Below are 26505 nucleotides of genomic sequence, written 5' to 3'. Positions count from 1 at the left end.
GGCTCCACCGCGCGCACCGTGAGCGGCCCCACCACCTGGGAGTTCCTGCTCTGGGACAACGATCCGGGGCCGCCGCCGCTGCCGGTGCCCCGGCGGCTGCGGCTGCTCGCCGCCGTCCGCACCGCCCAGGCGCTGCGGGTACTGCGCCGGCGCGGCTGGCAGGACGCCCAGCGGTATCTGCGCGAGCTGCGCCCGCTGCCGCTCGCCGCCGGGCTCCGGCCGTCCGACGCGGTCCGGCTGGCCCGCCGGGAGGCGCAGCCCTGCCTGACGGTGCTTCGGATGGCCGAACCGGAGGCGCTGTGCCTGCCCCGGTCGTACGCGCTCGCCACCTACCTTTCGGTGCTCGGCCTGCCGGCCGAGGTCGTGGTGGCGCGGCAGCGCTCGTCGATCGGCGGCCGGTTCGCCTTCCACGCCTGGGCGGAGCTCTACGGGGAGGTGCTGGCCGACATCCCCGGCGTCCAGTCGGGCTTCACGGTCCTGCAACGCGTCGGCTGCGCGCACGCGGTGCGGGCCCCGGAGGCGGAGCACGGACCGGGCGCGGTGTCCGGATCCGGTGCGGAGCACGGGCCGGGAGCGGTGCCCGGATGACGCCCGACGCCGCCACCGTCACCCCCGCCGGGCGGCCCCGCACCGGACCGCAGGAGGTCCGCCGCGTGCTGCGCGGGCACGGCCGCAGGATCACCGTCGCCAGCGTCTTGGCAGTGGCCGGCTCGGCGCTCGCGCTGGCGCAGCCGCTGCTGGTCAAGCGGGTCATCGAGGAGGCCGGTGCGGGCATCGGCACGGGCCGCACCATCGGGCTGCTGATCGTGTTCTTCCTCGCCCAGGCCGCCGTCGCCGGGCTCGCCCGCTACGTCCTCGTGCGCACCGGTGAGGGGATCGTCCTCGGGCTGCGGCTGAACCTCATCGGTCATCTGCTGCGGCTGCCCATGCGCACCTACGACCGGCACCGGACCGGCGACCTGATCTCCCGCACCAGCGCCGACAGCACCGCACTGCGGTTGCTGATCTCCGAGGGCTTCACCGACGCCCTCACCGGCAGCATCGGGCTGGTCGGAGTCGTCGCCCTGATGGCCTGGCTGGACTGGGTGCTGTTCCTGATCGTGCTCGCGGTGGTCGCCCTCGGCTCCCTCGTCGTCGCTTCGGTGCTGCGTGGAATCGAGCGCTCCTCGCTCCACGCCCAGCAGGCCACCGGCGCGATGACCGCCGAACTGGAGCGTGCGCTGGGCGCCATCCGCACGGTTCGGGCCAGCCGCGCGGAACACCGGGAGACGGAGCGCATCGGCGAACAGGCCAGGTCCGCGTACGCGCAGAGCGTGCACGTCGGCGCGCTGGACGCGGTGGTCTCACCGGCGATCATGCTGACGATCAACGGCTCGTTCCTGCTGGTGCTGCTCATCGGCGGCATGCGGGTCGCCGGCCACGACGGATCCGTCGCCGACCTCGCGGCCTTCCTGCTCTACATGCTCTACCTCATGAGCCCCATCGGCGCGGTCTTCCAGGCGCTGAGCACCATGCGGCAGGGCCTCGGCGCGCTCCGCCGGATCAGCGAAATCCTCGACCTGCCGGGCGAACCGGACACCGCCGCGCGCCCCCGCCGGGCCCTGCCCGCCCCGCCCCCCGACGTACCCGTCCTGGAGTTCCGGGACGTCTGGTTCGGTTACGAGCCGCACCGCCCGGTACTGCGCGGGGTCTCGTTCCAGGTGCCGCCGCGCGGCCATGTCGCGCTGATCGGCAGCTCCGGCGTCGGCAAGTCCACCGTCTTCGCGCTCGCGGAACGCTTCTACGACCCCGATTCGGGCCGCGTCAGGTTCGAGGGCCGCGATGTGGCGGCCGTCGGCCGGGCCGAGCACCGGGCCCGGATCGGCCTCGTCGAGCAGCACGCCCCGGTGCTCTACGGCACGCTCCGGGAGAACCTGCTGTACGCCGCGCCCGACGCCGGCCGGGACGAGCTGGACCGGGCGATCGAGCTGGCGCAGCTGACCGAGCTGGTGGCCCGGCTGCCCCAAGGGCTGGACACGGAAGCAGGCGAACACGGCATGGCACTGTCCGGCGGCGAGCGCCAGCGGATCGCCCTCGCCCGCTCGCTGCTCGTCCGGCCCAGCCTGCTGCTGCTCGACGAGCCGACGGCTCATCTCGACGCGGTCAACGAGGCGGCGCTGCGCCGCTCGATCCGGTCCATCGCGCAGGAGTGCGCCCTGCTGGTCATCGCCCACCGCTCCTCCACGATCCGCGCCGCGGACCGCATCGTGGTGCTGGACGGCGGCCGGGTCATCGCCACCGGCACCCACGACGAGCTCCTGGACAGCAGCGACCACTACCGGTTCCTGGCGCGGGCACAGCAGGCGGGGGAGACGGTGGCGGGGTAGGGCCCTGGCGGATGGGCCAAGGCCGGCCCGCTCACTCCGCCACGAACAGCGCCACCGGCGACACCGCCAGCAGCTCGCTCAGCCTCACCGCCGTACCGCCCTCCCCCGAGCTCTTACGGAGCAGGGAGGTACCCCCATACTCCCGCCCGGTCAGCAGCTCCCGCCAGGGCCCGCCGGGCGGCAGCCGCAGCACCGTGTCCCACCAGCCACCGGTCTCCGCCAGCCGCAGCGACAGCCGGGTCGCCACCGTCACCACACGGGCGCCGCGGCAGAACGCCACACAGTGCTCGGCCGCCGGCCCCGCCGCGGGCAGCGGCTCATACGAAGCGGCCGCGCCGAACCACTCCGGATGCTCGCGCCGCAGCCGTAGCGCCGCCGCCGTCAGCCGCAGCTTCTCGCCGGACAGATCGCGCGGCGCGGCCCCGCCGTCCAGCTCCGCGAGCAGCTCGGGACGGAACCGGGCGGGCCGCCGGTTGTCCGGGTCGACGAGCGCCTGATACTCCCGCTCGGTCCCCTGATAGACATCCGGCACCCCCGGCATCGTGAGGTGCAGCAGCGCCGCACCCAGCACATTCGCCCGGACGTACGGGGCCAGCTCCGCGTGCAGCGCGGCGAGCGGATCGGCCGCCGGACCACACGGACCACCGCGGACGAACTCCGCCACCGCGTCCTCGTACTCCGTGTCCTGCTCCGTCCACGAGGTCCGCAGCCCGGCCTCCCGAACGGCCTTGAGGACCGCCTGCGTCACTCGCCCCGCATGGTCCGCCGGCGGCCCGTCACCCGGCGCCCCGCCCAGCCCGAACACGGTCTGCCAGGCCAGCCAGGACACCATCGGATCCGCCGGCTCCGCGCCCTCCGCCGGCTGGCCACCAGGCCCGCCCGCCACCGCGCCCAGCACATCCCGCCACCGGTCGGGGCACTCCGACAGCACCGCGATCCGTGCCCGCACATCGGCGCTGCGCTTGGTGTCGTGCGTGGAGAGCACCGTCCCGGTGGCCGGCCAGTCCCGCTGGACGCGGGCGCAGTAGGCGTGGAACGCCGCCGGGCCGAGTGCCGGCTCGCCGGGATCGCCACCGACCTCGCAGGCCGACAGCAGCACCGGATAGCGGTAGAAGGCGGTGTCCTCCACGGACTTGGCGCGCAGCGCGGAAGCGGTCTGCGCGAAGCGCGCCGCGAAATCGGCGACGTCCGGATCGGCGACGTCCGGATCGGCGGAGGCGGAGTCCGAGCCGTCGGTACCCGCGCCGCTCCCGAGGTGCCCGGCCGCCAGATCGCGGATCAGATCCACGGCGCGCGCCTCCTCCGGAACCCGGAACGCGGTACGCGCCCGCGCCGCCGCCGCGTCCAGCATCGCCGCGTCGTGCTCCGCCCGGTCCGCGTCCGGGTACGGCCGGTAGACGGGCAGCCGTACCAACAGCTCGCGGATCGCCTCGCGCAGCGCCCACGGCGCATGGTCGCCCGGCCAGGGCAGACGTTCGCCGATCCGTGCCGCGGTCCGCACCAGCCGCTCGACCTCCGCCGCCAGATCGTGCGTGACGACCTCGTACGCGGCCCGGCGCACCGTCTCGTCCCAGTCGCCGCCCTCGTCCGCCAGCGGTGTGACGAAGTCCCGGTAGTGGGCGAAGAGGCGTCCCGCGCCCTGCGGGCAGACGAACAGCGCGTCGATGCGGCGCAGCGCGTCATAGCCGGTCGTGCCCGCGCACGCCCAGCCGTCCGGCAGCCGCTCCTCGCCGGTCAGGATCTTCTCCACGACCGTCCAGCGGCCGCCGGTCCCCTCGTGCAACCGGTCCAGGTAGCGGCCCGGGTCCACCAGCCCGTCCGGATGGTCGACGCGCAGCCCGTCGATGACGCCCTCGCGGACCAGCCGCAGCAGCGTGCCATGCGTCGCCTCGAAGACGCCGGGGTCCTCCACGCGTACCCCGATCAGCTCCGAAATCGTGAAGAAGCGCCGGTAGTTGAGCTCGCTGCGGGCCAGCCGCCACCAGGCGAGGCGGTACCACTGGGCGTCCAGGAGGCGCGCCAGCGGCAGCTGTTCGGTCCCGGGGCGCAGCGGGAAGGCGTGCTCGTGATAGCGCAGCACCCCGTCCTCGACGCGGAGGTGCCGGGCCTCCTCGCCGAGCCGTCCGCCGAGCACCGGCAGCAGCAGCCGCCCGCCGTGCCCGCCGTCCCAGTCGATGTCGAACCACCGGGCATACGGGGACGCCGGGCCGTCCCGCAGCACCGCCCACAGCGGCCCGTTGAGCGACACGGGCGCCGGTACGGCCATGTGGTTCGGCACGATGTCGACGATCAGACCGAGGCCGTGCGACCTGGCCGTGCCCGCCAGCGCCCGCAGCCCCCGCTCACCGCCCAGCTCGGCCCGTACCACCGCGTGATCGACCACGTCGTAGCCGTGTGTGGAGTGCGGCACCGACTCCAGGACGGGGGAGAGATGCAGATGGGAGACGCCGAGCGCGGCGAGATGCGGTACCGCCCGCTCGGCGGCCGAGAACGGGAACTCCGGCTGGAGCTGCAGCCGGTAGGTGGCGGTCGGCGGTGTTCTCGGTGGCCTCGATGGCTGCGTCATGGGAACACCCGTACCCCGCTGACGGCCCGTTGTGTCATCCGCGGGTGTCGTCCGCTGCCGTCGACCGTCCGCGCCCGCCGATGCGGCTGCTCCCGTCCGCTCGTCGAATCCTCCGATCCCGGGGGCCGGCGCGGCGCATACCTTCGTACGTCCGGTGTGTACGGCCCGCGGCGGCTCGGCCGCTAGCGTCGGGCGATGACCGCCGTTACCGCCACCTATCGCCAGGTGGTCGCGCTGGGCGGGCCCCTGCTGCCCGTCGTCTCGTTCCTCGGCCGGCTCCCGACCGCGATGTGCCAGCTCGGCAGCCTGCTGCTGGTGGCGGAGACCAGCGGCAGCCTCACCACCGCCGGACTGGTGGGCGGTGCGCTGGCGGCGGGGCAGACCGTCGCCGGTCCGCTGATCGGGCGGCTCGCCGACCGGCACGGCCAGCGGCCTATGGTGCTCGCCGCCTGCTGGGCCAACGCGCTCGCGGTGACCGCCCTGGTGGTGGCCTCCCTCGTGCACCTCGCGACGCTGCCACTTGCGCTGACGGGCCTGCTGGCCGGCGCCAGCGTGCCGCAGATCGGACCGCTGGCCCGCACCCGGCTGGTCGCGCTGGCGCGGCGGGGCCGGGGGGAGCCGAAGCTGATCAACGCCGCCCTCTCGTTCGAGGGCACGCTGGACGAGGTGTCGTTCGTGCTCGGCCCGGCCGTGGTGGGACTGGCCGCCGCGGTCGCCCATCCGGCCGTCGCGCTGTCGCTGGCCGCGGTGCTGCTGGCCGTCTGCGGTACGGCCTTCGCGCTGCATCCGACGGCGTCCGTCCCGGGCGCCCGCGGCACAGGACCCCATGGCGGTGCCACCCGTGCCGCGCGCCCCCGGCGGCCCGCCCGTCCCCGGATGCCGGGAGCCGTGCACGGCATGCGGGCCTCGATGGCGCTCCAGGGCGCCATGTTCGGCGCCTGCCAGGCCGGTATCACCGCGCTGACCGAGCGCCTCCACCAGCCCGCCCAGGCCGGCCTGGTCTACGCCGCGATGGGGGTGATGAGCGCGGTCGCCGGGCTCTCGCTGGCCCTGGTGCCGGCCCGGATCGGGCTGCCGACCCGCTGGCGGGCGGCCGCTGTCGCCCTGATCGTGCTCTCCGTACCCCTGCTGTTCGTACGGTCCCTCTGGGCGCTCTATCTGGTCGTCGTGGTCCTCGGGGTGGCCTTCGCGCCGCATCTGATCACGCTCTTCGGCCTCACCGAACGGGTGGTGCCGGCCACCCGGCTGGCCGAATCGATGGCCTTCCTCACCAGTGCGGTGGTCGGCGGGCAGGCCCTGGCGCTGGCCGCGTCGGGCCGGCTCGCCGACGCACACGGCCCGTCCGCCGCGTTCGCCGTCGCGGTCGGCGCCGCGGTGCTGATCCTCTGCGTCGCGGTCGGCGCCCGGGTGACGCCCCGGAACGCCGCGCCGACGGACGGCCCCACCAGCGCTACCTCGGCCGCTGGAGTACCAGCAGGCTCCGGTCGGTGAGCGTCAGCCGGTCCCCGGCCTTGACCTTCGCGCCGCCGCCGTCCGCCACCGCCGACGGCCGGTCGGTGTCCACCACCACCTGCCACTGCCGACCGTGCAGCACCGGGACCGTGAACTCCTTCTCCTGCGCATGGGCGTTGAACATCAGCAGGAAAGAGTCGTCGGGGATCGGCTCGCCGCGCGGCCCCGGTTCGGAGATCGAGCTGCCGTTGAGAAAGACCGTCAGCGCCTTGGCGTGCACGGACTGCCAGTCGCGCGGTCCCATTTCCGTGCCGTCGGCCGTGAACCACGCGATGTCGGACAGCTCGTCGTAGGTGCCCTCCACCGGGTGGCCCTGGAAGAACCGGCGGCGCCGGAACACCGGGTGGTCGCGCCGCAGCCACACCATCTGCCGTACGAAGGCCAGCAGCGCCGGCTCGTCGTCGGCCGCGGCGGCCTCGCCCGCGCCCTCCGGCTCCTCGGCCTTGTCCGGTTCCCGCTGCGGCCACCGCACCCACGACAACGCGTTGTCCTGGCAGTACGCGTTGTTGTTGCCGCGCTGTGTGCGCCCGAACTCGTCGCCGTGGCTGAGCATCGGCACACCCTGCGACAGCATCAGCGTCGCGATGAAGTTCCGCATCTGCCGGGCCCGCAGCCGGCGCACCGAGGGGTCGTCGGTCGGCCCCTCGACCCCGCAGTTCCAGGACCGGTTGAAGCGTTCGCCGTCCCGGTTGTCCTCGCCGTTGTCCTCGTTGTGCTTCTCGTTGTACGCGACCAGGTCGTGCAGGGTGAATCCGTCATGGCAGGTCACGAAGTTCACCGAGGCGAGCGGCCGCCGCCCGTCGCCCTGGTAGAGATCCGACGAACCGGTCAGCCGGGACCCGAACTCCGCCAGGGTGCGCGGCTCGCCCCGCCACAGATCCCGCACGGTGTCCCGGTACTTCCCGTTCCACTCGGTCCACAGTGGCGGGAAGTTCCCCACCTGATAGCCGCCCTCCCCGAGGTCCCACGGCTCGGCGATCAGCTTCACCTGGCTCACGACCGGGTCCTGATGCACCAGATCGAAGAACGACGACAGCCGGTCCACCTCGTGGAACTGCCGGGCCAGCGTCGCCGCCAGATCGAACCGGAACCCGTCCACATGCATTTCCTGCACCCAGTAGCGCAGTGAGTCCATCACCAGTTGCAGTACGTGCGGACTGCGCATCAGCAGGGAATTCCCGGTGCCGGTGGTGTCCATGTAGTACCGCTTGTCTTCCGACAGCCGGTAGTACGAGGCATTGTCCAGTCCCCGGAACGACAGCGTCGGGCCCAGGTGATTCCCCTCGGCCGTGTGGTTGTAGACCACGTCGAGAATCACCTCGATACCGGCGCGGTGCAGCGCCCGTACCGCCGTCTTGAATTCCAGCACCTGCTGCCCGCGGTCGCCCCAGGACGCGTAAGCGTTGTGCGGGGCGAAGAATCCGATGGTGTTGTAGCCCCAGTAATTCGTGAGCCCGGCGTCCACCAGCCGGTGGTCCTGCACGAACTGGTGCACCGGCATCAGTTCCAGGGCGGTGACCCCCAGTTTCGTCAGATGATCGATGATCGCCGGATGCGCCAGCGCCGCATACGTGCCGCGCAACTCGTCCGGCAGCTCCGGATGAAGCATCGTGAGGCCCTTCACATGGGCCTCGTAGAGCACCGTCTCGTGATACGCGGTACGTGGCGGCCGGTCGTCGCCCCAGTCGAAATACGGATTGACCACCACCGACGCCATGGTGTGCGGCGCCGAATCCAGATCATTGCGCGTTTCCGGCCGCCCGAAGTGATATCCGTACACCGCCTCGTCCCAGTCGATGCGGCCGCTCATCGCCCGCGCATACGGGTCCAGCAGCAGCTTCGCCGAGTTGCAGCGGTGCCCGCGCCCCGCGTCGTACGGACCGTGCACCCGGAATCCATAGCGCTGGCCCGGCATCACCCCCGGGAGATAGGCGTGCCGGACGAACGCGTCGGTCTCCCGCAGCTCGACGGCGGTTTCCGAACCGTCGTCGTGCAGCAGACACAACTCGATGCGTCGCGCGGCTTCGGAAAACACCGCGAAGTTGGTGCCCGCCCCGTCGTAGGTGGCACCCAGCGGATACATCTGTCCCGGCCAGACCTGCATGCGTAGACTCTTCCACTTTCTCGTCAGGGGCTGCGGCGACTCCACGACAAGCGTCCGCGGACCGAATCGAAATCCTTCCCCAACGTGTCGCGGAGAGCGGGATTTTCGCGAGGGCGAGTCGCGCGCCGCCGGCCGGCACATCTGCGGCGACACCAAACACCCCCTCCTTATCGCCCCCTACAGGAAATATGAACATTTCACCAGCGAGAACCTGGCCAACCCTGGCGGATGGGTGACGGGACCGCCCGCCGCCGGGTCAACGGCCCGCCGCCGAAACACCCCATCGCGTGGGTCCACATCAGGTTCGAGCACAGTGCCGGGAGCTCCCGAACAGGCGTCGACGGGCGTCCGCCAGCCGCCAGAGCCGGCCCTTCGACAACCCCACAAGCTGGCAGCTCGCGACGTGTGAGCTATGAATCCGCTCACTCCACCCGCGCTTTCCGGCCGCAACGGGCAATATGAACAAGGGGAGTTGGCCGACGACTCCAGGCATCCTGCTGCACCGCCTCCCGCGTCGCAGTAGTCTGCCTTGATCGTTGGCACGGGGGTTCGGAAGGCGGTGGCAGGTGAGCGGCGGGCTGGAGTTGCCCCCTGGTGATGAGAGTCACGAGGGCCATGAGGGCGGCTCCGTCGACGCACCGCCCGGCGCGGTGTCCCTGGCACGGCCGCTGGAGATCGGCGCGGAACTCGACTGGGGCGCCGACGCCTGGGCCGAGGTGCGCACCCGCGCCCGCCGGGCCGGACGCGCCTATATCTGGCTGAATCTCGTCGAGCAGCGGCTCCGGGCGGTCGTCTCCGCGGTCCTTCGTCCCATCTACGAGCCGGTGCACGGTGACGAATGGGTCATCGCCGCGGCAGGCCCCGCCGGGCAGGAATGGGTGCAGCGCGCCGTCGCCGTCCGCGAGGTCAGCCGCCGCAAGGGCTACCTCCTGGACCCCGCCGACGACAACATCGTCAGTTTTCTGACGCTGCCCCAGCTCCGCGAGCTGATGGTCCAGCACTGGCCCTGCTTCGAGCCGTACTTCGACGACCGCCGCGATGTCGAGCTGGGCCTGGACGAACTGGAGGTCGCCCGCAACATCGTCTCCCGTAACCGTGCCCTGTCCGAGACCGTCCTCGCCCAGGCGGAGCGGGCGTCGGCCCGGCTGCTGGACATCCTGGGCTCCGGCGTCGGCACCCGTATCTCCGGCCGGCTCCCGATCGACGCCGTCGAGGATCTCGTCGGCGACCGTTACGCCGATGTCGTCGGCGTGCACTCCGACCGGGTGCGGCTCCAGCGCCAGCTGCCCGCCGAAGACCTCTTCGGGGGTGCCCGCCGCCTCGACGCCGTGGGCATAGGCCTGAACCTCCTGGTGCAGAACTACTCCGGCCGCCGGCTGGTCCGGCTCGCCGAGTCCGGCTGCCGTGTCCGCCTGCTCTTCCTCAACCCGGCCAGTAGCGCGGTCCGCCGCCGGGAGCGCGAAATCGGGCTGAAGAAGGGGGAGATGAGCCGCTCCATCGAGATGAACATCCTCCACATGCGACGGGTGCGTGCCCGGCTGCGCGACCCCGGCGCCTTCGAGATCCAGGTCTTCGACGAGACCCCGCGCTTCACGGCGTATCTCGTCGACGGCGACGGTCCCGACGGTATGGCCGTCGTCCAGACCTACCTCCGGAAGAGACGCGGGATGGAGTCGCCGGTGCTCGTCCTCCGCGGGGGCGGCCGCGACGTGGTCCGTCAGGACGGCGACGGGCGTGCCGGCCGGGACGGCGAGGGGCTGTTCGAGACGTACCGCGAGGAGTTCGAGAGCGTGTGGGCGGATTCGCGGCCGGTTTCGTAGGCGCGGAGCACTCTTTCCCCGGTGGCTGAATTCGGCGCGCCTCAGCGCCCCTTGCCACCGTCGTCGGCATCGCCCCGGAATCAAATAGTCCGGATCGGACATCGCCCGCGAGATCGTAAAAAAGTTCGATCAAGTACTCCTTCTGGGTGTTAGCTTGGTTCTCGGTGGCCGGATGGCTACCGGTTTATGCCGCTTTTTTTATGAAGGAGGCTGTGATGGAAGAGCAGACCGAGCTGTCGAACGTGGAGCCGTACGCGCCCCCGATGCTGGTCGAGGTCGGCGAGTTCAGCGAGGACACCCTGGGCTTCATCGGCTGGGGCAAGGACATCTTCGGCCACTACGGCGGCTGATCGTCGAGAGCTGACTCTCAGGAGCGCGTAGAGATGACCGGTGCTGGGTTCGTGGTTCTGCCGGACACGGCGTCCGCAGTCGAGGCTCGCGCGGCGGTGCCCTGGGCGGCGCCGCGGGTGCACTCGCATGCGTCAGGGCGCCCATGGCTGGTAGGACGCTGGCTACCCGGAGAAATCCAGGTGGCCACCGCGGGCCCGGTACGAGTGGCGGTGATCGGGGTCTGCCCGGTCACCGCCACGCGGTTGTCCGAACTCACCGCGCGAATAAGGACGGTGTCCGATGTGGACACTCTGGCCGCGACGCTGCCGGGCTCCTGCCACGTGGTCGCCTCCGTCGACGGGCAACTGCGCGTCCAGGGCAGCCTGACCGGGCTGCGGCGGGTGTTCCACGCGCGGGTGAACGGCGTGACGGTGGCCGCGGACCGGGCCGACCTCCTGGCCGCGATGACCGGCGCCGGAATCGATGAACGCGCCCTGGCCGTACGGGTGGCCTGCGGAGGGCTCGTCCCGTCTCCGCTGAGCGACGCCCCCCTGTGGCAGGGGGTCTCCCCACTGGCCCCGGACCACTGTCTGGTGTGGGACCGCGGAAGCGCCCGGGACCTGCGGTGGTGGCAGCCGCCGGCCCCCGAACAGCCGCTGTCGGCCGGCGCGCAGGCCGTACGGCAGGCGCTCACCGCCGCCATGCGGGACCGCGGACCGGCCGAGGGCCGGCTGAGCTCGGACCTCTCCGGCGGCATGGACTCCTCCTCCCTGTGCTTCCTCGCCGCCCGCGACGTCCCCGACCTCCTGACGTTCCGATGGGGCGAGGCCGAGGCGGGCAACGACGACGCCGCCTTCGCCGCACTCTCCATCGGCTCCCTCGACCGGGCCGAGCATGTGGTGGTGCCCCCGGCCGAACTCCCCGCGCTGTTCGCCGACGCCGACGCACTGGTGGACACCGAGGAGCCCTACCCCTTCGTCCGCACCGCCGCGCGCACCCACCACACCGCGCGGATGCTCGCCGACCGGGGATCGCACCGCCACCTGGCCGGCCATGGCGGAGACGAACTCTTCACCCCGTTCCCCGGCTATCTGCACCAGCTGCTCCGGCGCCGTCCGGTGACCGCGATCCGGCACGTCCGCGGATACGCCGCGCTCAAACGGTGGCCGCTGCTGCACACCCTGGCCGCGCTGGTGCGCCCCGGAGACGAGGCGGCATGGTGGCGGGCGCAGTCCGAGCACCTCACCGACCCGCCGCTGCACAAGCGCCGGCCCAGCCTGGGGTGGGGCCTGTGGCCGTTGCGTGCCCCGTCCTGGGTCACCGCCACGGCGGTCGAGTCGGCCCGGGAGGTCCTGCGGCACACCGCGGACACCACGCGGCCGCTCTCCCGCGACCTGGGGCAGCACCAGTCGCTGCTCGCGGTACGCACCAGCGCCCCCTGGTACCGCTTGCTGGCCCGTCCGTTCGCCGACGCCGGAGTCCAGCTCGACTCGCCGTTCTTCGACGACCGCGTCGTCGAAGCCGTCCTGGGAGTCCGCGCCCACGAGCACTCCGGCCCGTGGCGCTACAAACCGCTCCTGGCCGAGGCGATGCGCGGCATCGTGCCCGAGACGGTGCTCGGGCGCTCCACCAAGGGCGAATTCAGCGAAGAGGCCAGCTCCGGCCTGCGTCGCAACCTGCCCGCGATTCTGGAGCTGTTCGCCGACTCCGCACTCGCCGCCCATGGCCTGATCGACCCCGACGAACTACGCACCCGTCTGCTGGCCCCCCAGGCGGACAACGCCACGGGCATCGCCCTGGAACCCCTGATCGGCTGCGAAACCTGGCTGCGCGCCGCCACCCGACCCACCCCTGCTTGGAGGTTCGACGCCCATGCGTCTGCATCCTGACGTGGTCTCCACCGACACCGACGACGGGACCGTGCTGCTCAACGAACGCACCGGACGGTACTGGCAGCTCAACGCCACCGGAGCGCACGTACTACGGCAACTCCTCGACGGCCACGACCCCGACGACATCGCGGCCGGCGTCGCGACCCGGCACCGGATAGACCGGCCCAGGGCCGAGCGGGACGTCACCACCGTGATCGAGCAACTGCGCGGCGCGGAGCTGGTGATCGCGTGAGCATGCCCGTCGCGCTGGCCGAGCGGCGCCGGCTGCCTCCGCACCGTCGCCTGGTGCCCCTGGTGGCGGTCGGCATCGCTCGCCTGCTCGCCAAGGCCAAACCCGCCCGGCTGCGCACCGTCCTTGAATTCGCCCGCCGCGGCGCGGCCCCGGCCACGGCCGACCAGACCCTCGCGGCCCGTGAGGCGGTGGTCTCGGTCAGCCTGCGCTGCGCCGGCCAGGGCTGCCTGCAACGCTCCATCGCCACCGCCCTGCTCTGTCGCACCCGCGGCGTCTGGCCCACGTGGTGCACGGGCGTACGTACCCACCCCTTCGCCGCCCACGCCTGGGTGGAAGTCGACGGCCGGCCCATCGGCGAGCCCCACCCCAAGGGCCACTTCAAACCGCTGATCTCCATACACCCGCTGCGGGGGAGCGAGGAGAAGGCAGGGGTCGGCGCGGGCGGATGAGCACGTCGCTCGCCAAGTGGCCCGGCATCAGGCCACGTCGGCGTCCGCGGAGGGCACTTCGCCGCAGGGGATGAACATGCGCCGCCCTACGGCGTGCCGGTGATGCCGCCGTCGACCCGGAGCTCTATGCCGTTGACGTAGTCGGCGACCGGGCTGGCGAGGTAGGCGACCGCGGCGGCGATGTCCTCCGGGCGTCCCAGCCGCCCGGAGGGGTTCGGCGCGTACTCCGCGACGATGGCCGCCTCGGCTGCCTCGGCCGCCCCCTTCGCGCCGTCCCCGTGCTCGTGCCCGTCCGACGCCGCGCGCTCCTCTGCCGCGCGCTCCTCGAACATCCGGTGCATGGAGGGGGTGGCGATCACGCCGGGGCTCACACAGTTCGCGGTGACCCCGGTGCCGGCCAGATGCCGGGCCAGGCTCGTGGTCATGTTCACCACGGCCGCCTTGGCCGCGGAGTACGTGACCATGTTGGGCAGCGGTGTCCGTACCGCCCGGCTGCCGATGGTGATCACGCGGCCCCAGCCGTGTGTGCGCAGCGACGGCAGCAGGGACTGGGTGACCCGTACGGTCGGCAGGACGTTGCCCTCGAACGCGGCCCGCCAGTCGGACGGCCGGGAACTCTCCCAGTCGTGTTCGGCGAACGGACCGGCGTTGTTGACCAGGATGCGGGCCCCGAAGTCGCGTGCGGTGACCGCGACCTGCTCGGCGATGCCCGGTTCCGTCAGATCGCCGAGCACCACTTCGGCGCGTACGCCGCGGGCCGCGATCCGCTCGGCGACGGCCGCCGCGGCCGCCGCGTCCCGTCCGTGGACGAGGACATCGCACCCTTCGTCCGCCAGCGTTTCGGCGATCGTCGCACCGATCCCCGAACTGCTGCCCGTCACCAGCGCGCCGTGTCCTGCGAGTCGTAGGTCCATGACGGTCAGCCTAGGGCGGCGGGCCTGGTTCGGGTTCTGGTTCGGGGTCTGGTTCGGGCCTTCGTTCCGGGCCTGGCGGGACGGCCCGCCGGTCGATTGTCAGTGGTGCGTGCGAGAGTGTTCGAGCAACGGGGGATGTACCACCGAAGGAGGCCGCAATGAGTTGGCATCAGGAGCTGTTGGTCGGCTTCGACCTGGAGACGACGGGCACCGACGTCGAGCGGGACCGCATCGTCACCGCCGCGCTGATCCGGCTGGAGGGCGACGGCCGGGCGGCCGGCAAGCAGTCCTGGCTGCTCGATCCCGGCGTGCCGATCCCTGATGAAGCAGCGGCTATTCACGGCATTTCGACCGCATATGTCCAAGAGCACGGCCGACCGCCGGCGACGGCGATAGAGGAGATCACCGAGGCGCTGGCCGATGTGCTGCGCGAGGATATCCCGCTGGTCGTGATGAATGCCCGATATGACCTCTCGCTCCTCGACCGCGAGTGCCGGCGCCATGACGTGAAGACGCTGTCCGAGCGGCTCGGCGGCCCGCTCGCGCCGGTCATCGATCCGCTGGTGCTGGACAAGCATGTGGACCGCTACCGCAAGGGCAAGCGCGCACTCCAGGCGCTCTGCGATCATTACGGCGTGCGGCTGGACGGCGCGCATGAGGCGGGGGCCGACGCGGTCGCCGCGGCCGGCGTCGCCCGGCGCATCGGCGAGAAGTACCCGGCCGTCGCCCTCCCGTCGCCCCGCGCCCTGCACACCCTCCAGGAGGAGGCCGCCGCCGAACAAGCCGCCTCGTTCCAGGCGTATTTGCGGCGCTCCGGCGACCCACAGGCGATAGTCGAGGCCTCCTGGCCGCTGATTCCGTACCAGCGCTGAGGGCCGTCCCAGTTCTGAGCGTCCGTATCGGAGTTGAGCGTCCGTATCAGGGGTGAGCGAGCCGCCGCACCGCACGCGTGCCCGGCTCAGGTCCTCAGAACGGATACCACCGCACCGTCTCGTCCTTCTCGCGCAAGGAGGCGATCCGGCGCCGGAACTCCTCGCGGGCCGCCGGGTTTCCGGGCGCGTGCTGGGAAACCCAGGCACAGCTCGCCGTCTCCCGGGCGCCACGCAGCACCGCGCAGCCCTCCCAGTCCCGTACGTCCCAGCCATAGACCGATACGAACGTGTCGTACGCGTCCGCCGTCAGGCCGTAGCGATCCCGGCTCAGGGCCATCACGACGAGGTCGTGCTCGCGCAGATCGGAGGCAAAGGTTTCCAGGTCGACCAGCACCGGTCCGTCGGGCCCGACATGGACGTTGCGGGGCAGCGCGTCGCCGTGGATGGGGCCGCGGGGAAGCCGTGGCTCCAGCGCGGTGGCGGCCGCCGCGAACGCGTCCCGCCGCCCGCGCAGATACTCCGCGTCCTGCGCCGACACGGCGTCGCCGGCCAGCCGCAGCCAGCGCTCGACGCCGCCCAGCAGCTCGCGCCGGGGGAGTGCGAAAGGCGGTTCCGGCAGCGCGTGGACGCGCGTGAGCAGCGCGGCGAGATCGCCCGGCCCCGCGGGGCGTACGGCCTCCGGCAGCCGGTGCCAGTACGTCACCGGATGCCCGTCGACCAAGGTGGCCACGGGCTCGGCGGCCCGTACGGCCGGTACGTTTTCGGCCGCCAGCCACCGCGCCACCGCGAGTTCCCGCTCGGCGCGCTCCAGGAGTTCCGCGCTGCGGCCCACCCGTACGACCGGACCGCTGTCGCCCAGCGCGAAGACCGCGTTCTCGCCGAGTGCCAGCAGCTGGGCACCGGCCGCCGCGCCGGGCAGCCCGGCCGCGGCCAGGACGCCACGGGCGCGCGCCTCCGTGAAGGCGCCGGGGCTCGGTTCGGTCATCGTGCTGCCTCCTGCGGTGCGTGATCGCGACCAGTGTCGCAGGTGCGGAAGACCTCCCAGGTGGGGAGATCCCTCGTGGATACCGGCGGGAGCCTTGACGGCGGTGGCGGCCCTCACGACGATGACGGCGGCCGGCTGCGGTCAACGGGGGAGAGGGGGGCGGCTCTTGGAGCGCCGAGTGCGGGAGTGCGCGCGGATCGCGGACGTACCGGCCGCCGTCACACCGGCCGCCGTCACACCGGTCATCGAAACGTCGCCACCAGCGCCGTCACCGTGTCACCGCCACCACCGCCATCGCCGCCATCGCCGCGTCACCGCACCACGGAAGCCGGGCTGCCGCGCAGCGGAGCGCCGGGCCGAGTCGCGTCCTAAGGAGCCTCTGCCGTGACCTCGACGACCGCGCCACAGCGGTCACCCGCAGCCGGCTCCCGCCGCCTCGCCGGACCCCGGCGTGACCATGGCGCGTGGTTCCTCGTGCTGCCCGCGCTGTTACCCATCCTGGTCCTGAGCGTCGGACCGCTGCTGTACGGCATCGGGCTGGCGTTCACCGACGCCCAGTCGGGCCGCACCCAGCCCACCCAGTGGGTGGGCGCGCTGAACTTCTCCGATCTGCTGCAGGACACCCTCTTCTGGGACTCGTTCCGGATCGGCCTGGTGTGGGCCGTCGGCGTCACCGTCCCGCAGTTCGTCTTCGCCCTCGGCCTCGCGCTGCTGCTCAACCTGGATCTGCGGCTGCGCTGGCTGGCCCGCGCCCTGGCGATCATCCCGTGGGCGATGCCGGAGGTCGTCGTCGGCATCATGTGGCGGCTGGTCTACCACCCGGACGCCGGTGTGCTCAACGAGACGCTGCGCGGTCTCGGTCTGGCCGGGGCCGGCGACGGCACGGACTGGCTGAGCGGGCTGGCCACCGCCCTGCCCGCGGTCATCCTCGTCGGCGTGTGGGCCGGAATGCCGCAGACCACGGTCTCGCTGCTGGCCGGCCTGCAGAACGTGCCGCGCGAGCTGCACGAAGCCGCGTCGATGGACGGCGCCGGCGCCTGGCGCCGCTTCCGCACCGTGACCTGGCCCGCCATCAGGCCCATCGCGCTCGCCATCACCGCGCTCAACTTCATCTGGAACTTCAACTCCTTCGCCCTGGTCTTCGTGCTGACCGACGGCGGCCCCGGCGGCCGGACCCGGCTGCCGATGCTCTTCGCGTACGAAGAGGCCTTCCGTTACGGGCAGTTCGGATACGCCGCGGCGATGGGCCTGGCGATGGTCGCGGTGATCTCGGTCCTGCTGGCCGTCTACCTGGCCGGCCGGCTGAAGGGAGACGAGGAAAAGTGAGCCAAGTGAGCCGCCGCCCCGCCCTCAAGCGCACCGCCGGCCGTACGGGCCAGTACGCCGCGCTCCTCTGCTATCTCCTCTTTCTCGCCTTTCCCTTCCTCTGGCTGATCTCCACCGCGTTCAAGCCGCCCCGCGAGCTGGCCGACATCCACCCCACATGGATTCCCGAAGCGCCCACCCTGGAGAACTTCCGGCAGGCGTTCGCCCAGCAGCCGCTGCTGGAGGCCGCGGGCAACAGCCTGCTCGCGGCGGCGATATCCGCGGTGACGGCGATCCTGCTGGCGACCCCGATGGCATACGTCCTCGCCCGCTTCCGCAACCGCTTCTCGCGGGCGGCCACCGGCTGGGTGGTGATCAGCCAGGCGTTCCCCCTGGTGCTGGTGATCATCCCGCTGTTCCTGATCCTGAAGGGGCTCCAGCTGATCGACTCCCGGATCGGTCTGGTCATGGTCTATGTGGTGTGGTCGCTGCCGTTCGCCCTGTGGATGCTGACGGGCTATGTCCGCGCCGTTCCCCGGGAGTTGGAGGAGGCGGCGGCCGTGGACGGCGCGGGCCGGGCCCGTACGCTGATCTCGGTCACCGCGCCGCTGCTCGCGCCGGGCATCGTCGCCACGGCACTGTTCGCCTTCATCACCGCCTGGAACGAGTTCTTCTTCGCCCTGGTACTGCTCAAGTCGCCCGAGAAACAGACGCTGCCGGTCGTGCTGACCCACTTCCTCGGGGCTGAGGGCGTCGCCGACCTCGGCCCACTCGCCGCCGCCGCGCTTCTTGCCACCCTCCCGAGCCTGCTCCTGTTCGCTGTCATCCAGCGGCGAATAACGGGCGGGATGCTCGCCGGGGCGGTGAAGAGCTGATGCCACGACCCGAGCCCACGGCGCCGCGGCCCCGCGCCCGTATCCACCGCCGGGGCCTGCTCGCGGCCGCCGCCGCGCTGCCCGCCGCGGCCCTGCTGCCCGGCTGCTCCGACGACGACCGGCGCCGGACCGGCGGCCGGATCACCCTGCGCTTCCAGTCACTGGCCTGGCAGCAGGACTCCGTCACGGCCAACAGACAACTCGTCGCCGAATGGAACAGAAAGCACCCGGACGTGCAGGTGCGATACGTCCAGGGCGCCTGGCCGACCGTCCACGACCAGCTGCTCACCTCCTTCGAGGGCGGCGAGGCGCCCGACATCATCCATGACGCCTCCGACGACCTCGCCGACTTCGCCTACGGCGGCGACCTCGCCGACCTCACCGCCCTGCTGCCGCCGCGCCTCAAGCGAGATATTCCGCAACAGAGCTGGCAGACCGGCACGTTCGACGGCCGGGTGTACGGCATCCCGTTCCTCCAGGAACCGCGGGTGCTGATCGCGAACCGTACGATCCTGAAGCGGTCCGGCGCCCGCATCCCGACCCCCGAACACCCCTGGACCTGGGAGGAGTTCGAGGAGACGGCGAAGCGGCTGACCCGCGGCGGCACCTACGGCGTCGCATGGCCGTTGAAGGAGCCGGTCTCCGCCACCCTCAACCTCGCCCTGTCCACGGGCAGCCAGGTCTTCCACCGCCACCGGGACGGCAAGGTCGAGGTCCGCTTCGACGCCGTCGACCAGGTGGTGCCGCGCACCATCCACGACCAGCTGAACGTCGACCGCACCGCCTCCCGTACGACCCTGGGCATGGGCGGCTCCGACACCCTGCCGGGCTTCTTCGCCGGGCGGTACGCGATGGTGCCGCTCGGGTTCTCCTACCGTCAGCAGATCGCCCAGCAGGCGCCCAAGGGCTTCGACTGGACGGTGCTGCCCGCACCGCAGGGCACGGGCCTGGACCAGGGCGTGAGCCCGCAGACCCTGTCGGTCGCCGCGGACTGCCCGCACAAGGAGGAGGCGATGGCCTTCATCGACTTCTTCCTCAGGCCGCCGAACATGGTCCGGCTCGCCCTGGGGGACTGGATGCTGCCGACCGGTCAGGAGGCGCTGAAGGACCCGGCGCTACGGGTCGCCAGGTACGACTGGGCGGCCGGCACCGCGCTGGCGGGCTCGCTGCGCTCCGCCCCCGCCCAGTCCGTACGCGGCTATCCGGAGTGGAAGGACAAGATCGCGACGCCCGGTCTGCAGGAGTACTACAGCGGCGCGATCGATCTGGACTCCCTACGGAAGCGGTTGGTCCGGGACGGGAATCTGGTGCTGGCGCGCTACCAGCGCTGAGCGGCGAGGGCGGAGCCGGACCGGCCGCACGCGGCCTGCACAACCAAATTGCACGAGACGTATCGTCTCGCTTACTCTCGCGGAGTACACCTGCCCCGCGCGGCCGCCCCGCGCCGCACCGCTCAAGGAGTGTGCCCGCCATGCCGCGCGCCCAAAAACCCGCCCATATCGCGATGTTCAGCATCGCGGCCCACGGCCACGTCAACCCGAGCCTGGAAGTCGTACGGGAACTCGTCGCCCGCGGGCATCGCGTCACCTACGCCATCCCGCCGTCCTTCGCCGACCTCGTCGCGGAAACCGGCGCCGAACCTCGGCTGTGGAACTCCACCCTCCCCACCGACGACGCGCCGGAGGACTGGGGCACCGAACTCATCGACAACATCGAGCCGTTCCTCGACGACGGCATCCAGGCACTCCCGCAGCTCATCGAGGCCTACCGCGGCGACGAACCCGACCTGGTCATCCACGACATCACCGCCTACCCGGCGCCCCTGCTGGCCCGCCGCTGGAACGTCCCGGCGATCCAGCTCTCCCCGAACATGGTCGCCTGGCAGGGCTACGAGACGGAGGTGGAGCCGATACGGGCCGAACTGCGCGCCACCGAGCGCGGCCGGGCGTACTACGCGCGCTTCCGGTCCTGGCTCGAAGAGCACGACATGGCGTCGGTCACCGACCCCGACCGCCTGGTGGCGCACCCACGCCGCTGCCTCGCCCTCATCCCCAGGGCCATGCAGCCACATGCCGACCAGGTCGACGAATCCGTATACACCTTTGTCGGCGCCTGCCAGGGCGACCGCTCCCATCAGGGCGACTGGCAGCGGCCGGCGAACCGCGCGCCCGGCACGAAGATTCTCCTGATCTCCCTCGGCTCCGCCTTCACCAACGAACCCGGCTTCTACCGGGCTTGCATCGAGGCATTCCGTGATCTGCCCGACTGGCATGTGGTGCTGCAAATCGGGAAGTTCGTCGACCCGTCCGAACTCGGCGATATCCCGGGCAACTTCGAGGTGTATTCCTGGGTGCCGCAGCTCGCCATCCTCCGCCAGGCCGACGCCTTCATCACACACGCGGGAATGGGCGGCAGCCAGGAAGGCCTGGCGAACGGGGTGCCAATGCTCTGTGTGCCGCAAGCCGCCGACCAGTTCGGCAACGCGGACATGCTCCAGGCACTCGGCGTCGGCCGGCATTTGCCGAAGGCGGAAGTCACCGCGCTGACGCTGCGTGAGGCAGTGTTCTCACTTGTGAACGATCCGGAGGTCGCGGTGACCGCCGAGCGGATCCGCCGCGAGATGTCGGCAGAGGGCGGCACCGCACGCGCCGCGGACCTCATCGAGGCCGAACTCACCGAACGAGACGGCGTATTGACGGACCGTAGTCTCGTTGGCGGGCGGCGCCGGTGACTGCCTCGGGCACGCCTCCGTACACACATCTTGCGGGGCGCGAGCCTGCCATACCGGCCAACCGGCCTTACGCGCGATTCGCGTAATGTCACCCACCGTTACGCGAATGTAAACAGAGTTGAGTCTCCCAGCTTCAACTCAGCAGCTCTTTATGACCAGTTCTGAACCGGTTTCGAGTTTTTGCAGAGTTGTTGCCTATCTCACACGGCCGGGCTGGCCTTGAATTGGACCCGTCAATCCGACAGGGTTTCGAACCAGTCCGACGCAGATCTTCCGGTCTCCGCGGGCTATTGCGCAACGCTTTCCCCCCACACCACGAACGAGGAGAACCCTCGCAATGGCTCACAAGCGTTCCAGCAAGAAGCGGCTCATCACGGCAATAACCGCCGCGGTCGCCGCCACTGGTATCGCCGCCGTCACCGCGGTCACCGCCGGCGCCTCCCCCGCCGCCCCCCAGGGCAAGATCTACGGGGCCGAGGCCAAGGGCGCCGTGAACGGCAGCTACATCGTCATGCTGAAGAAGTCCGTCCGCACCGCCGAAACCGGCGACCTCGCCGACAAGTACGGCGGCAAGGTCAAGCGGAACTACTCCTCCGTCGGCGGCTTCTCGACCAGCGGCCTGACCGAGGAAGAGGCCAAGCGCCTCGCCGCCGACCCGGCCGTCGACAAGGTCGTCCAGAACAAGAAGTTCCACATCGACGGCACCCAGGACAACCCGCCGTCGTGGGGCCTGGACCGCATCGACCAGGCGGACACCGAGGGCGACAAGAAGTACAACTACCCCGACAGCGCGGGTGAGGGCGTCACCGCCTACGTCATCGACACCGGTGTCCGCACCACGCACAAGGACTTCGAAGGCCGCGCCTCCTCCGGCTTCGACGCCGTGGACGGCGACGACGACGCCAACGACGGCAACGGCCACGGCACGCACGTCGCGGGCACCATCGCCGGCGCCGCGCACGGTGTCGCCAAGAAGGCCAAGATCGTGGCCGTCCGCGTGCTGGACGACCAGGGCTCCGGCACCACCGAGCAGGTCGTCGCCGGTATCGACTGGGTGACCAAGAACCACAAGGGCCCGTCGGTCGCCAACATGTCGCTCGGCGGCGGCGCGGACGAGGCGCTCGACGCGGCCGTCAAGAAGGCCATCGAGTCCGGTGTCACCTTCGGCGTCGCGGCGGGCAACGAGTCCACCGACGCCGGCCAGGGCTCCCCGGCCCGCGTCAAGGAGGCCATCACCGTCGCCTCCAGCACCGACAAGGACGAGCAGTCCGACTTCTCCAACTTCGGCAGCGTCGTGGACCTTTACGCTCCCGGCTCCGACATCACCTCGGACTGGAACGACAGCGACGAGGGCACCAAGATCATCTCCGGTACGTCCATGGCCACCCCGCACGTCGTGGGTGCCGCCGCGGTCTACCTGGCCGGTCACCAGGACGCCAAGCCCGAAGACGTCGCCAAGGCCCTGACGGACGGCGCCACTCCCGACAAGATCACGAACCCGAGCGAGGGAACGCCCAACAAGCTGCTGAAGGTCACCGAGTAACCAGCTCACACCCTCAGCACCACACGCCGGCCGTCGCGCTCGCCCCCACGGGGCGCGGCGGCCGGCGCTTTTGTGTGTCGACGCCGTCCGCGCCCCAACTCACACTCCCCAACCCGCACTCCCCAACACTCAACCCCAACCCGCAATCAGCGAAACGGAGTTATCCACAGGAGGGTGCCTCCGAAACCATTCCTCGCGGAACCTCGCTACCGTCGGTGACATGCACGGAGGACTGCCATTCATCGGCATCAGCACCATCGTCTACGGCGCGATCGGCCTGACCGTCGTCGCAGCCGGCAGGATCCGCAGGACAGGGGGAGCCCAACATGCACACCATCACCATCATCGTCCCAGCTCACAACGAGGAGGAGGGGCTGCCGGCCACGCTGGAATCCCTTGCCCGGCAAACGGTCCCGGCTGACCGCGTCCTGGTCGTGGACGACGCCTCCACCGACCGTACGGGCGAGGTGGCGGCGTCACACGACGTGACCGTGCTCCGCCCGCCGCGGAACTTGGGCAGCAAGGCCAAGGCACAGAACTACGCCCTTCCGCACTGCACCACCGACCTCGTACTGGCCGTCGACGCGGACACCGTCCTCGCACCGGACTACATCGAGACCATCCTCCCCGCCTTCGACGACCCCAGCGTCTCGGTCGCCGCGGGCACGGTCCGCACCCGCCACACCCGCACCATCTGGGAACGCGGCCGGTCCACCGAGTACCTCTTCGGGTTCCACTGGCACAGGCCCATCCAGGCCCGCGCCAACAGCCCCATGGTGTGCTCGGGTTGCTGCTCCGTCTTCCGGCGCGACGATCTGGTGGCCTTCGGCGGATTCCCCGAGCGGACCATCGTCGAGGACATGGACTACACCTGGTCGCAGCAGATCGCGGGCAGACGCGCGGTCTACGTCTCCGATGCGGTCGCTCTGGCCGCGGACCCGGAAGACCTCACCTATCTGCGCAAACAGGTCTGGCGCTGGATGGCCGGCTTCTGTCAGAACGTCCGGCTCCACCTCGGGCGGTTGATCGTCCGCAAACCCCTGCTGGCGGTCTGGGTGCTGCTCGCTCTCCTGGAGATCCTCACCGCGCCCTTCTGGTGGGCCACACCCTTCGTGGCCGCCGCGACGACGGACCAGCCGCCGCTGGTCGTCTTCGCCTGGTGGGCCGGAGCCGAGATGCTGCTGACCACGCCACCATTGATCTACGCCGCCAGACGACGCAAACTCCCGCTCCTGGGCGTCCTGTTGAACATCCCCTGCGTCTATGCGACCAAGGCCGTCAATCTCGTCTACGCCTGGAAGGCGCTTATCGTCGAACTCCTGCTGGTGCCGCTGCACTTGGCGCGGGGCCTCACCGTCTACGAGAAAGGCCGCGCCGATTTCCGGCCGGGGAGGACCGCGGCGGCCGTATGAGCGGCGGCCATGGCCGTGTCGCGCGGTGCCGCCTCAGGCCACCAGCGCAGGCACATCCAGGCGTGCCGAGGCCGACTCGTCGTAGCGGCGGAGGAGGAGGCGGGCCAGCTCCGGGGCGGGACCGAGCACCGGCGCGAGGATGTCGGCGCCGGCCTCGCGGGCACCGGCGGCGATGCGGTCCGGGAGGAAGCCCGGCGCGATGACGTAAGGGGCGACGGCCACCCGGTCGACGCCTTCGGCCCGCAGGGCCCGTACGGCGTCCGCTGTGCGAAGGACGCCTGTGGCGGGGGAAGCGGCGGAGGCGAACGCAGGACGCACGGCACACCAGTGAGCAGTGCGCCGCCACTCCCGCGCGGTTTCAGCGATCACTGCGATCGCCTCCGGGTCTGAGGAGCCCGCCGAGGCCAGTACGACCCCGGTCGAGCGGCGGTCACCGGGCCGCAGCCCGGCTTCCTCCAGCCGGCGCTCCAAGGCGGCGGTCAGGAGGGACGAAGGGCCGAGCACCTCGGCCTGGTGGATGGTCAGCAGGGGCAGCCGCAGCGCGGCCTCCCGCAGCACCGACGGAATATCGGACTTCGCGTGGAAGGCGCGAGTAAGGAGGAGAGGCAGGGCCACCACGTCACGCACGCCCTCGGCCGACAGCCGCTCCAGCACCCGGGGCACGCTGGGCGCGTTGAAGTCGAGATAGCCGACCTCGACCCGCAGCCCCGGCCGCAGCGCCCGTACCCGCGCGCAGAGCGCGGAGACGGTCGCCGCGTGCCGCGGGTCGCGGCTGCCGTGGGCGATGACGAGAAGAGTGGGGTGAGTGGGGCGTGCGTGCATGGTTCAGCTCTTGACGAGGAGGCCGCGGCTGCGCAGGACGCGGCGCTCGATCGGGGCGAAGATCAGCAGCTCGATACCGATACCGACGATCAGGATCAGCAGGATCGCGGACAGCACCCAGGACATGTCCTGGAGCTCCCGGCCCTGCTCCAGGAGCTGGCCCAGACCGGTGCCCAGGTCGGCCGCGTTGACGATGAGTTCGGCGGCCATCAGGGAACGCCAGGAGAACGCCCAGCCCTGCTTCAGTCCGGCGATGTAGCCGGGCAGCGCGGCCGGCAGCAGCACATGCCGTACGCCGGCAAGACCGCTCGCACCGATGGTGCGGCCCGCCCGCAGATAGAGAGGAGAGATCTGGTCGACACCGGCCACCAGACCGTTGGCGATGGACGGGACGGCGCCGAGCAGTACCACCGCGTAGATGGTCGCGTCGCTCAGCCCGAACCAGATGATCGCCGCCGGGACCCAGGCCACCGAGGGCAGGGACTGCAGACCGCTCAGGATCGGCCCGACCGCGGCCCGTACGACCTTGACCTGGGCGACGATCAGCCCGAGCAAAGTGCCGATGGCGACCGAGGCGAGGAAGCCGAGGGCGCCGCGGGAGACGCTGGTCCAGACGAAGCCCAACAGGGTGCCTTCGAACCACTTCTGTTGCAGTGACCGGGCCACGTCGATCGGGCTCGGCAGCAGGTAGTGCGGCTTGAGTTCGAGGTGGTAGGCGAGCTGCCAGAGCGCGAGAACGATCGCGATGGCGATGAGGGGAGGAAACGACTTTGCGACGATGGTGCGCAGCCACGGCTGCCTGGCGACGACGGTGGATTCCAGGGCGTCGAGCCCGGCCTCCAGACCGGCGAGATCGGCGGAGGCGTCACCGGCTGTGGTGCCGCCGGCGCGGTCCGGGTCGTCGGCCTTCGCGGTGGCGGGCTGGGCCTTGGTCTCAGTGCTGGCCATGGCGGCGGATCTCCCCACGGAGCTGTTCGGTGATCTCGACGGAAAGGTCGGCGACCGCGGCGTCTTCGATGCGGCGCGGCTGCGGGATGTCCACCTGCCACTCGCGGGCGATCCGGCCGGGGCGGGAGGAGAGCAGCACCACCCGCTGGGCGAGCCGTACGGCCTCGCGGACGTTGTGGGTGACGAAGAGGACGGAGAGGTTGCCCGTGCCGGAGGCGTCGTCGTTGGCGGCGCTCCAGATGCGGGTCAGTTCGTCGTGCAGGACGTCCCGGGTGATGGCGTCGAGCGCGGCGAACGGCTCGTCCATCAGGAGCAGTTGGCTGTCCTGGGCGAGGGCGCGGGCCATCGCGACGCGCTGGCGCATGCCGCCGGACAGCTCGTGCACGCGCTTGCCGTACGCGCCCTTGAGCCGGACGAGTTCGAGCAGCCGCTCGGCCTCGTCGCGGCGCTCGGCGCGCGGTACGCCGCGCATCCGGAGGGCCAGTTCGATGTTGCGGCCCGCGGTCAGCCACGGGAACAGCGCGTGTTCCTGGAACATCAGGGCCGGCCGGCCGCCGGGCGTCTCTATGGCGCCGGCGGACGGCGCGTCCAGGCCGGCCACGAGGTTGAGAAGGGTGGACTTGCCGCAGCCCGAGGCCCCCAGGAGGCAGACGAACTCGCCGGGTGCGACATCGATGCTGATGTCGTCCAGCACTTGCTGCTGCGCGCCGGGACGGCCGAACGACTTCGAGACATGGTCGATGCGAGCGGCGTACGGACGGGTGGTGCCCGGGTCCGCCGTGGCGGGCTGCTTCGTGAGCGTGGTGGTCGTCATCGGTGTCACCTCC

22 protein-coding genes are annotated in these 26505 nt (G+C 71.3%); 15 read left to right on the top strand and 7 right to left on the bottom strand.

Translation table 11 applies throughout. The annotated features are described in order from the left end of the window. The first annotated feature begins 18 nt into the window (after positions 1–18). Both FCH28_RS25225 and FCH28_RS25220 read left to right on the top strand, forming a co-directional pair. Complete coding sequence (locus tag FCH28_RS25225; protein ID WP_169314249.1) at positions 19–588, top strand: lasso peptide biosynthesis B2 protein; 570 nt, start codon at positions 19–21, stop codon at positions 586–588. Next, complete coding sequence (locus tag FCH28_RS25220; protein ID WP_136742429.1) at positions 585–2366, top strand: ABC transporter ATP-binding protein; 1782 nt, start codon at positions 585–587, stop codon at positions 2364–2366. Before FCH28_RS25225 ends, FCH28_RS25220 begins: the two co-directional genes overlap by 4 nt. Before the next feature lie 31 nt (positions 2367–2397). On the opposite strand, the gene treY is transcribed toward FCH28_RS25220, so the two are convergent. Next, on the bottom strand, positions 2398–4932 hold the full coding sequence (treY, locus tag FCH28_RS25215; protein ID WP_136742428.1) for a malto-oligosyltrehalose synthase: 2535 nt from the start codon (positions 4930–4932) through the stop codon (positions 2398–2400). A gap of 195 nt (positions 4933–5127) precedes the next feature. Here treY and FCH28_RS25210 point away from each other — a divergent pair, with 195 nt between their 5' ends. Next, on the top strand, positions 5128–6423 hold the full coding sequence (locus FCH28_RS25210; RefSeq protein ID WP_136742427.1) for an MFS transporter: 1296 nt from the start codon (positions 5128–5130) through the stop codon (positions 6421–6423). Here the strand turns inward: FCH28_RS25210 and glgX are convergent. After that, positions 6383–8548, bottom strand: coding sequence for a glycogen debranching protein GlgX (gene glgX, locus FCH28_RS25205; protein ID WP_136742426.1), 2166 nt, complete (start codon positions 8546–8548; stop codon positions 6383–6385). The genes FCH28_RS25210 and glgX overlap by 41 nt on opposite strands. 566 nt (positions 8549–9114) lie before the next feature. Between glgX and FCH28_RS25200 the strand changes: the two genes are divergently transcribed. From FCH28_RS25200 to FCH28_RS25180, 5 genes are all read left to right on the top strand, one after another. Next, on the top strand, positions 9115–10368 hold the full coding sequence (locus tag FCH28_RS25200; RefSeq protein WP_136742425.1) for an SAV2148 family HEPN domain-containing protein: 1254 nt from the start codon (positions 9115–9117) through the stop codon (positions 10366–10368). 215 nt (positions 10369–10583) lie between these two features. Beyond that, positions 10584–10718: a lasso RiPP family leader peptide-containing protein gene (locus tag FCH28_RS25195; protein ID WP_169314248.1), complete on the top strand. Its 135-nt coding sequence runs from the start codon at positions 10584–10586 to the stop codon at positions 10716–10718. A gap of 33 nt (positions 10719–10751) precedes the next feature. After that, on the top strand, positions 10752–12587 hold the full coding sequence (locus FCH28_RS25190; protein WP_136742423.1) for a lasso peptide isopeptide bond-forming cyclase: 1836 nt from the start codon (positions 10752–10754) through the stop codon (positions 12585–12587). Continuing rightward, complete coding sequence (locus FCH28_RS25185) at positions 12571–12822, top strand: lasso peptide biosynthesis PqqD family chaperone (protein ID WP_136742422.1); 252 nt, start codon at positions 12571–12573, stop codon at positions 12820–12822. Before FCH28_RS25190 ends, FCH28_RS25185 begins: the two co-directional genes overlap by 17 nt. Beyond that, positions 12819–13271, top strand: coding sequence for a lasso peptide biosynthesis B2 protein (locus FCH28_RS25180; RefSeq protein WP_136742421.1), 453 nt, complete (start codon positions 12819–12821; stop codon positions 13269–13271). The genes FCH28_RS25185 and FCH28_RS25180 overlap by 4 nt, the downstream gene beginning before the upstream one ends. An 86-nt stretch (positions 13272–13357) precedes the next feature. On the opposite strand, the gene FCH28_RS25175 is transcribed toward FCH28_RS25180, so the two are convergent. Next, positions 13358–14185 carry an SDR family NAD(P)-dependent oxidoreductase gene (locus FCH28_RS25175; protein ID WP_136742420.1) on the bottom strand — a complete coding sequence of 276 codons (828 nt, stop codon included), beginning with the start codon at positions 14183–14185 and terminating at the stop codon, positions 13358–13360. A 158-nt stretch (positions 14186–14343) separates the two neighbouring features. Here FCH28_RS25175 and FCH28_RS25170 point away from each other — a divergent pair, with 158 nt between their 5' ends. After that, a complete protein-coding gene (locus FCH28_RS25170) occupies positions 14344–15057 on the top strand; it encodes an exonuclease domain-containing protein (protein ID WP_136742419.1) in 714 nt (237 codons plus the stop codon). 94 nt (positions 15058–15151) lie between these two features. Here FCH28_RS25170 and FCH28_RS25165 read toward each other — a convergent pair whose 3' ends face one another. Then, the gene (locus tag FCH28_RS25165) at positions 15152–16042 is read right to left on the bottom strand and encodes an aminoglycoside phosphotransferase family protein (protein ID WP_136742418.1); all 891 of its coding nucleotides are present in this window, start codon (positions 16040–16042) and stop codon (positions 15152–15154) included. Between the two features lie 384 nt (positions 16043–16426). On the opposite strand from FCH28_RS25165, the gene FCH28_RS25160 reads away from it, so the two are divergent. The 6 genes from FCH28_RS25160 (at position 16427) to FCH28_RS25135 (ending at position 23908) form a co-directional block, all read left to right on the top strand. Beyond that, positions 16427–17368 carry a carbohydrate ABC transporter permease gene (locus tag FCH28_RS25160; RefSeq protein WP_136742417.1) on the top strand — a complete coding sequence of 314 codons (942 nt, stop codon included), beginning with the start codon at positions 16427–16429 and terminating at the stop codon, positions 17366–17368. Positions 17369–17373: 5 nt separating this feature from the next. After that, positions 17374–18222 (top strand): carbohydrate ABC transporter permease, encoded by an 849-nt coding sequence (locus FCH28_RS25155; protein ID WP_136742556.1) that lies wholly within the window; start codon positions 17374–17376, stop codon positions 18220–18222. After that, complete coding sequence (locus FCH28_RS25150) at positions 18222–19553, top strand: ABC transporter substrate-binding protein (RefSeq protein WP_136742416.1); 1332 nt, start codon at positions 18222–18224, stop codon at positions 19551–19553. The genes FCH28_RS25155 and FCH28_RS25150 overlap by 1 nt, the downstream gene beginning before the upstream one ends. Positions 19554–19693: 140 nt before the next feature. Then, complete coding sequence (locus FCH28_RS25145; protein WP_136742415.1) at positions 19694–20953, top strand: macrolide family glycosyltransferase; 1260 nt, start codon at positions 19694–19696, stop codon at positions 20951–20953. A 337-nt stretch (positions 20954–21290) separates the two neighbouring features. After that, complete coding sequence (locus tag FCH28_RS25140) at positions 21291–22496, top strand: S8 family peptidase (protein WP_136742414.1); 1206 nt, start codon at positions 21291–21293, stop codon at positions 22494–22496. 326 nt (positions 22497–22822) lie between these two features. Next, the gene (locus FCH28_RS25135) at positions 22823–23908 is read left to right on the top strand and encodes a glycosyltransferase family 2 protein (RefSeq protein WP_136742413.1); all 1086 of its coding nucleotides are present in this window, start codon (positions 22823–22825) and stop codon (positions 23906–23908) included. Between the two features lie 33 nt (positions 23909–23941). Here the strand turns inward: FCH28_RS25135 and FCH28_RS25130 are convergent, their stop codons facing one another. From FCH28_RS25130 to FCH28_RS25120, 3 genes are read right to left on the bottom strand one after another with little or no spacing between them, the layout of a single operon-like run. Next, positions 23942–24730, bottom strand: a complete 789-nt coding sequence (locus FCH28_RS25130) for a sirohydrochlorin chelatase (RefSeq protein WP_136742412.1) — start codon at positions 24728–24730, stop codon at positions 23942–23944. A 3-nt stretch (positions 24731–24733) separates the two neighbouring features. Further along, a complete protein-coding gene (locus tag FCH28_RS25125) occupies positions 24734–25678 on the bottom strand; it encodes an ABC transporter permease (RefSeq protein ID WP_136742411.1) in 945 nt (314 codons plus the stop codon). Beyond that, complete coding sequence (locus FCH28_RS25120) at positions 25665–26492, bottom strand: ABC transporter ATP-binding protein (protein ID WP_136742410.1); 828 nt, start codon at positions 26490–26492, stop codon at positions 25665–25667. Before FCH28_RS25120 ends, FCH28_RS25125 begins: the two co-directional genes overlap by 14 nt. Between the last annotated feature and the right edge of the window lie 13 nt (positions 26493–26505).

This window comes from Streptomyces piniterrae (assembly GCF_005048155.1).
Taxonomy (GTDB): Bacteria; Actinomycetota; Actinomycetes; order Streptomycetales; family Streptomycetaceae; genus Streptomyces; species Streptomyces piniterrae.
The sequence above is the reverse complement of the archived record's forward strand: the minus strand, read 5'-3'. Positions and strand labels throughout refer to the sequence as shown.

Coding starts and splice junctions, on each gene's coding strand:
- FCH28_RS25175 (WP_136742420.1), bottom strand. CDS start 14,185: ATGGACCTACGACTCGCAGGACACGGCGCGCTGGTGACGGGCAGCAGT.
- glgX (WP_136742426.1), bottom strand. CDS start 8,548: ATGCAGGTCTGGCCGGGACAGATGTATCCGCTGGGTGCCACCTACGAC.
- FCH28_RS25150 (WP_136742416.1), top strand. CDS start 18,222: ATGCCACGACCCGAGCCCACGGCGCCGCGGCCCCGCGCCCGTATCCAC.
- treY (WP_136742428.1), bottom strand. CDS start 4,932: ATGACGCAGCCATCGAGGCCACCGAGAACACCGCCGACCGCCACCTAC.
- FCH28_RS25170 (WP_136742419.1), top strand. CDS start 14,344: ATGAGTTGGCATCAGGAGCTGTTGGTCGGCTTCGACCTGGAGACGACG.
- FCH28_RS25130 (WP_136742412.1), bottom strand. CDS start 24,730: ATGCACGCACGCCCCACTCACCCCACTCTTCTCGTCATCGCCCACGGC.
- FCH28_RS25185 (WP_136742422.1), top strand. CDS start 12,571: ATGCGTCTGCATCCTGACGTGGTCTCCACCGACACCGACGACGGGACC.
- FCH28_RS25190 (WP_136742423.1), top strand. CDS start 10,752: ATGACCGGTGCTGGGTTCGTGGTTCTGCCGGACACGGCGTCCGCAGTC.
- FCH28_RS25210 (WP_136742427.1), top strand. CDS start 5,128: ATGACCGCCGTTACCGCCACCTATCGCCAGGTGGTCGCGCTGGGCGGG.
- FCH28_RS25220 (WP_136742429.1), top strand. CDS start 585: ATGACGCCCGACGCCGCCACCGTCACCCCCGCCGGGCGGCCCCGCACC.
- FCH28_RS25165 (WP_136742418.1), bottom strand. CDS start 16,042: ATGACCGAACCGAGCCCCGGCGCCTTCACGGAGGCGCGCGCCCGTGGC.
- FCH28_RS25125 (WP_136742411.1), bottom strand. CDS start 25,678: ATGGCCAGCACTGAGACCAAGGCCCAGCCCGCCACCGCGAAGGCCGAC.
- FCH28_RS25135 (WP_136742413.1), top strand. CDS start 22,823: ATGCACACCATCACCATCATCGTCCCAGCTCACAACGAGGAGGAGGGG.
- FCH28_RS25195 (WP_169314248.1), top strand. CDS start 10,584: ATGGAAGAGCAGACCGAGCTGTCGAACGTGGAGCCGTACGCGCCCCCG.
- FCH28_RS25145 (WP_136742415.1), top strand. CDS start 19,694: ATGCCGCGCGCCCAAAAACCCGCCCATATCGCGATGTTCAGCATCGCG.
- FCH28_RS25140 (WP_136742414.1), top strand. CDS start 21,291: ATGGCTCACAAGCGTTCCAGCAAGAAGCGGCTCATCACGGCAATAACC.
- FCH28_RS25120 (WP_136742410.1), bottom strand. CDS start 26,492: ATGACGACCACCACGCTCACGAAGCAGCCCGCCACGGCGGACCCGGGC.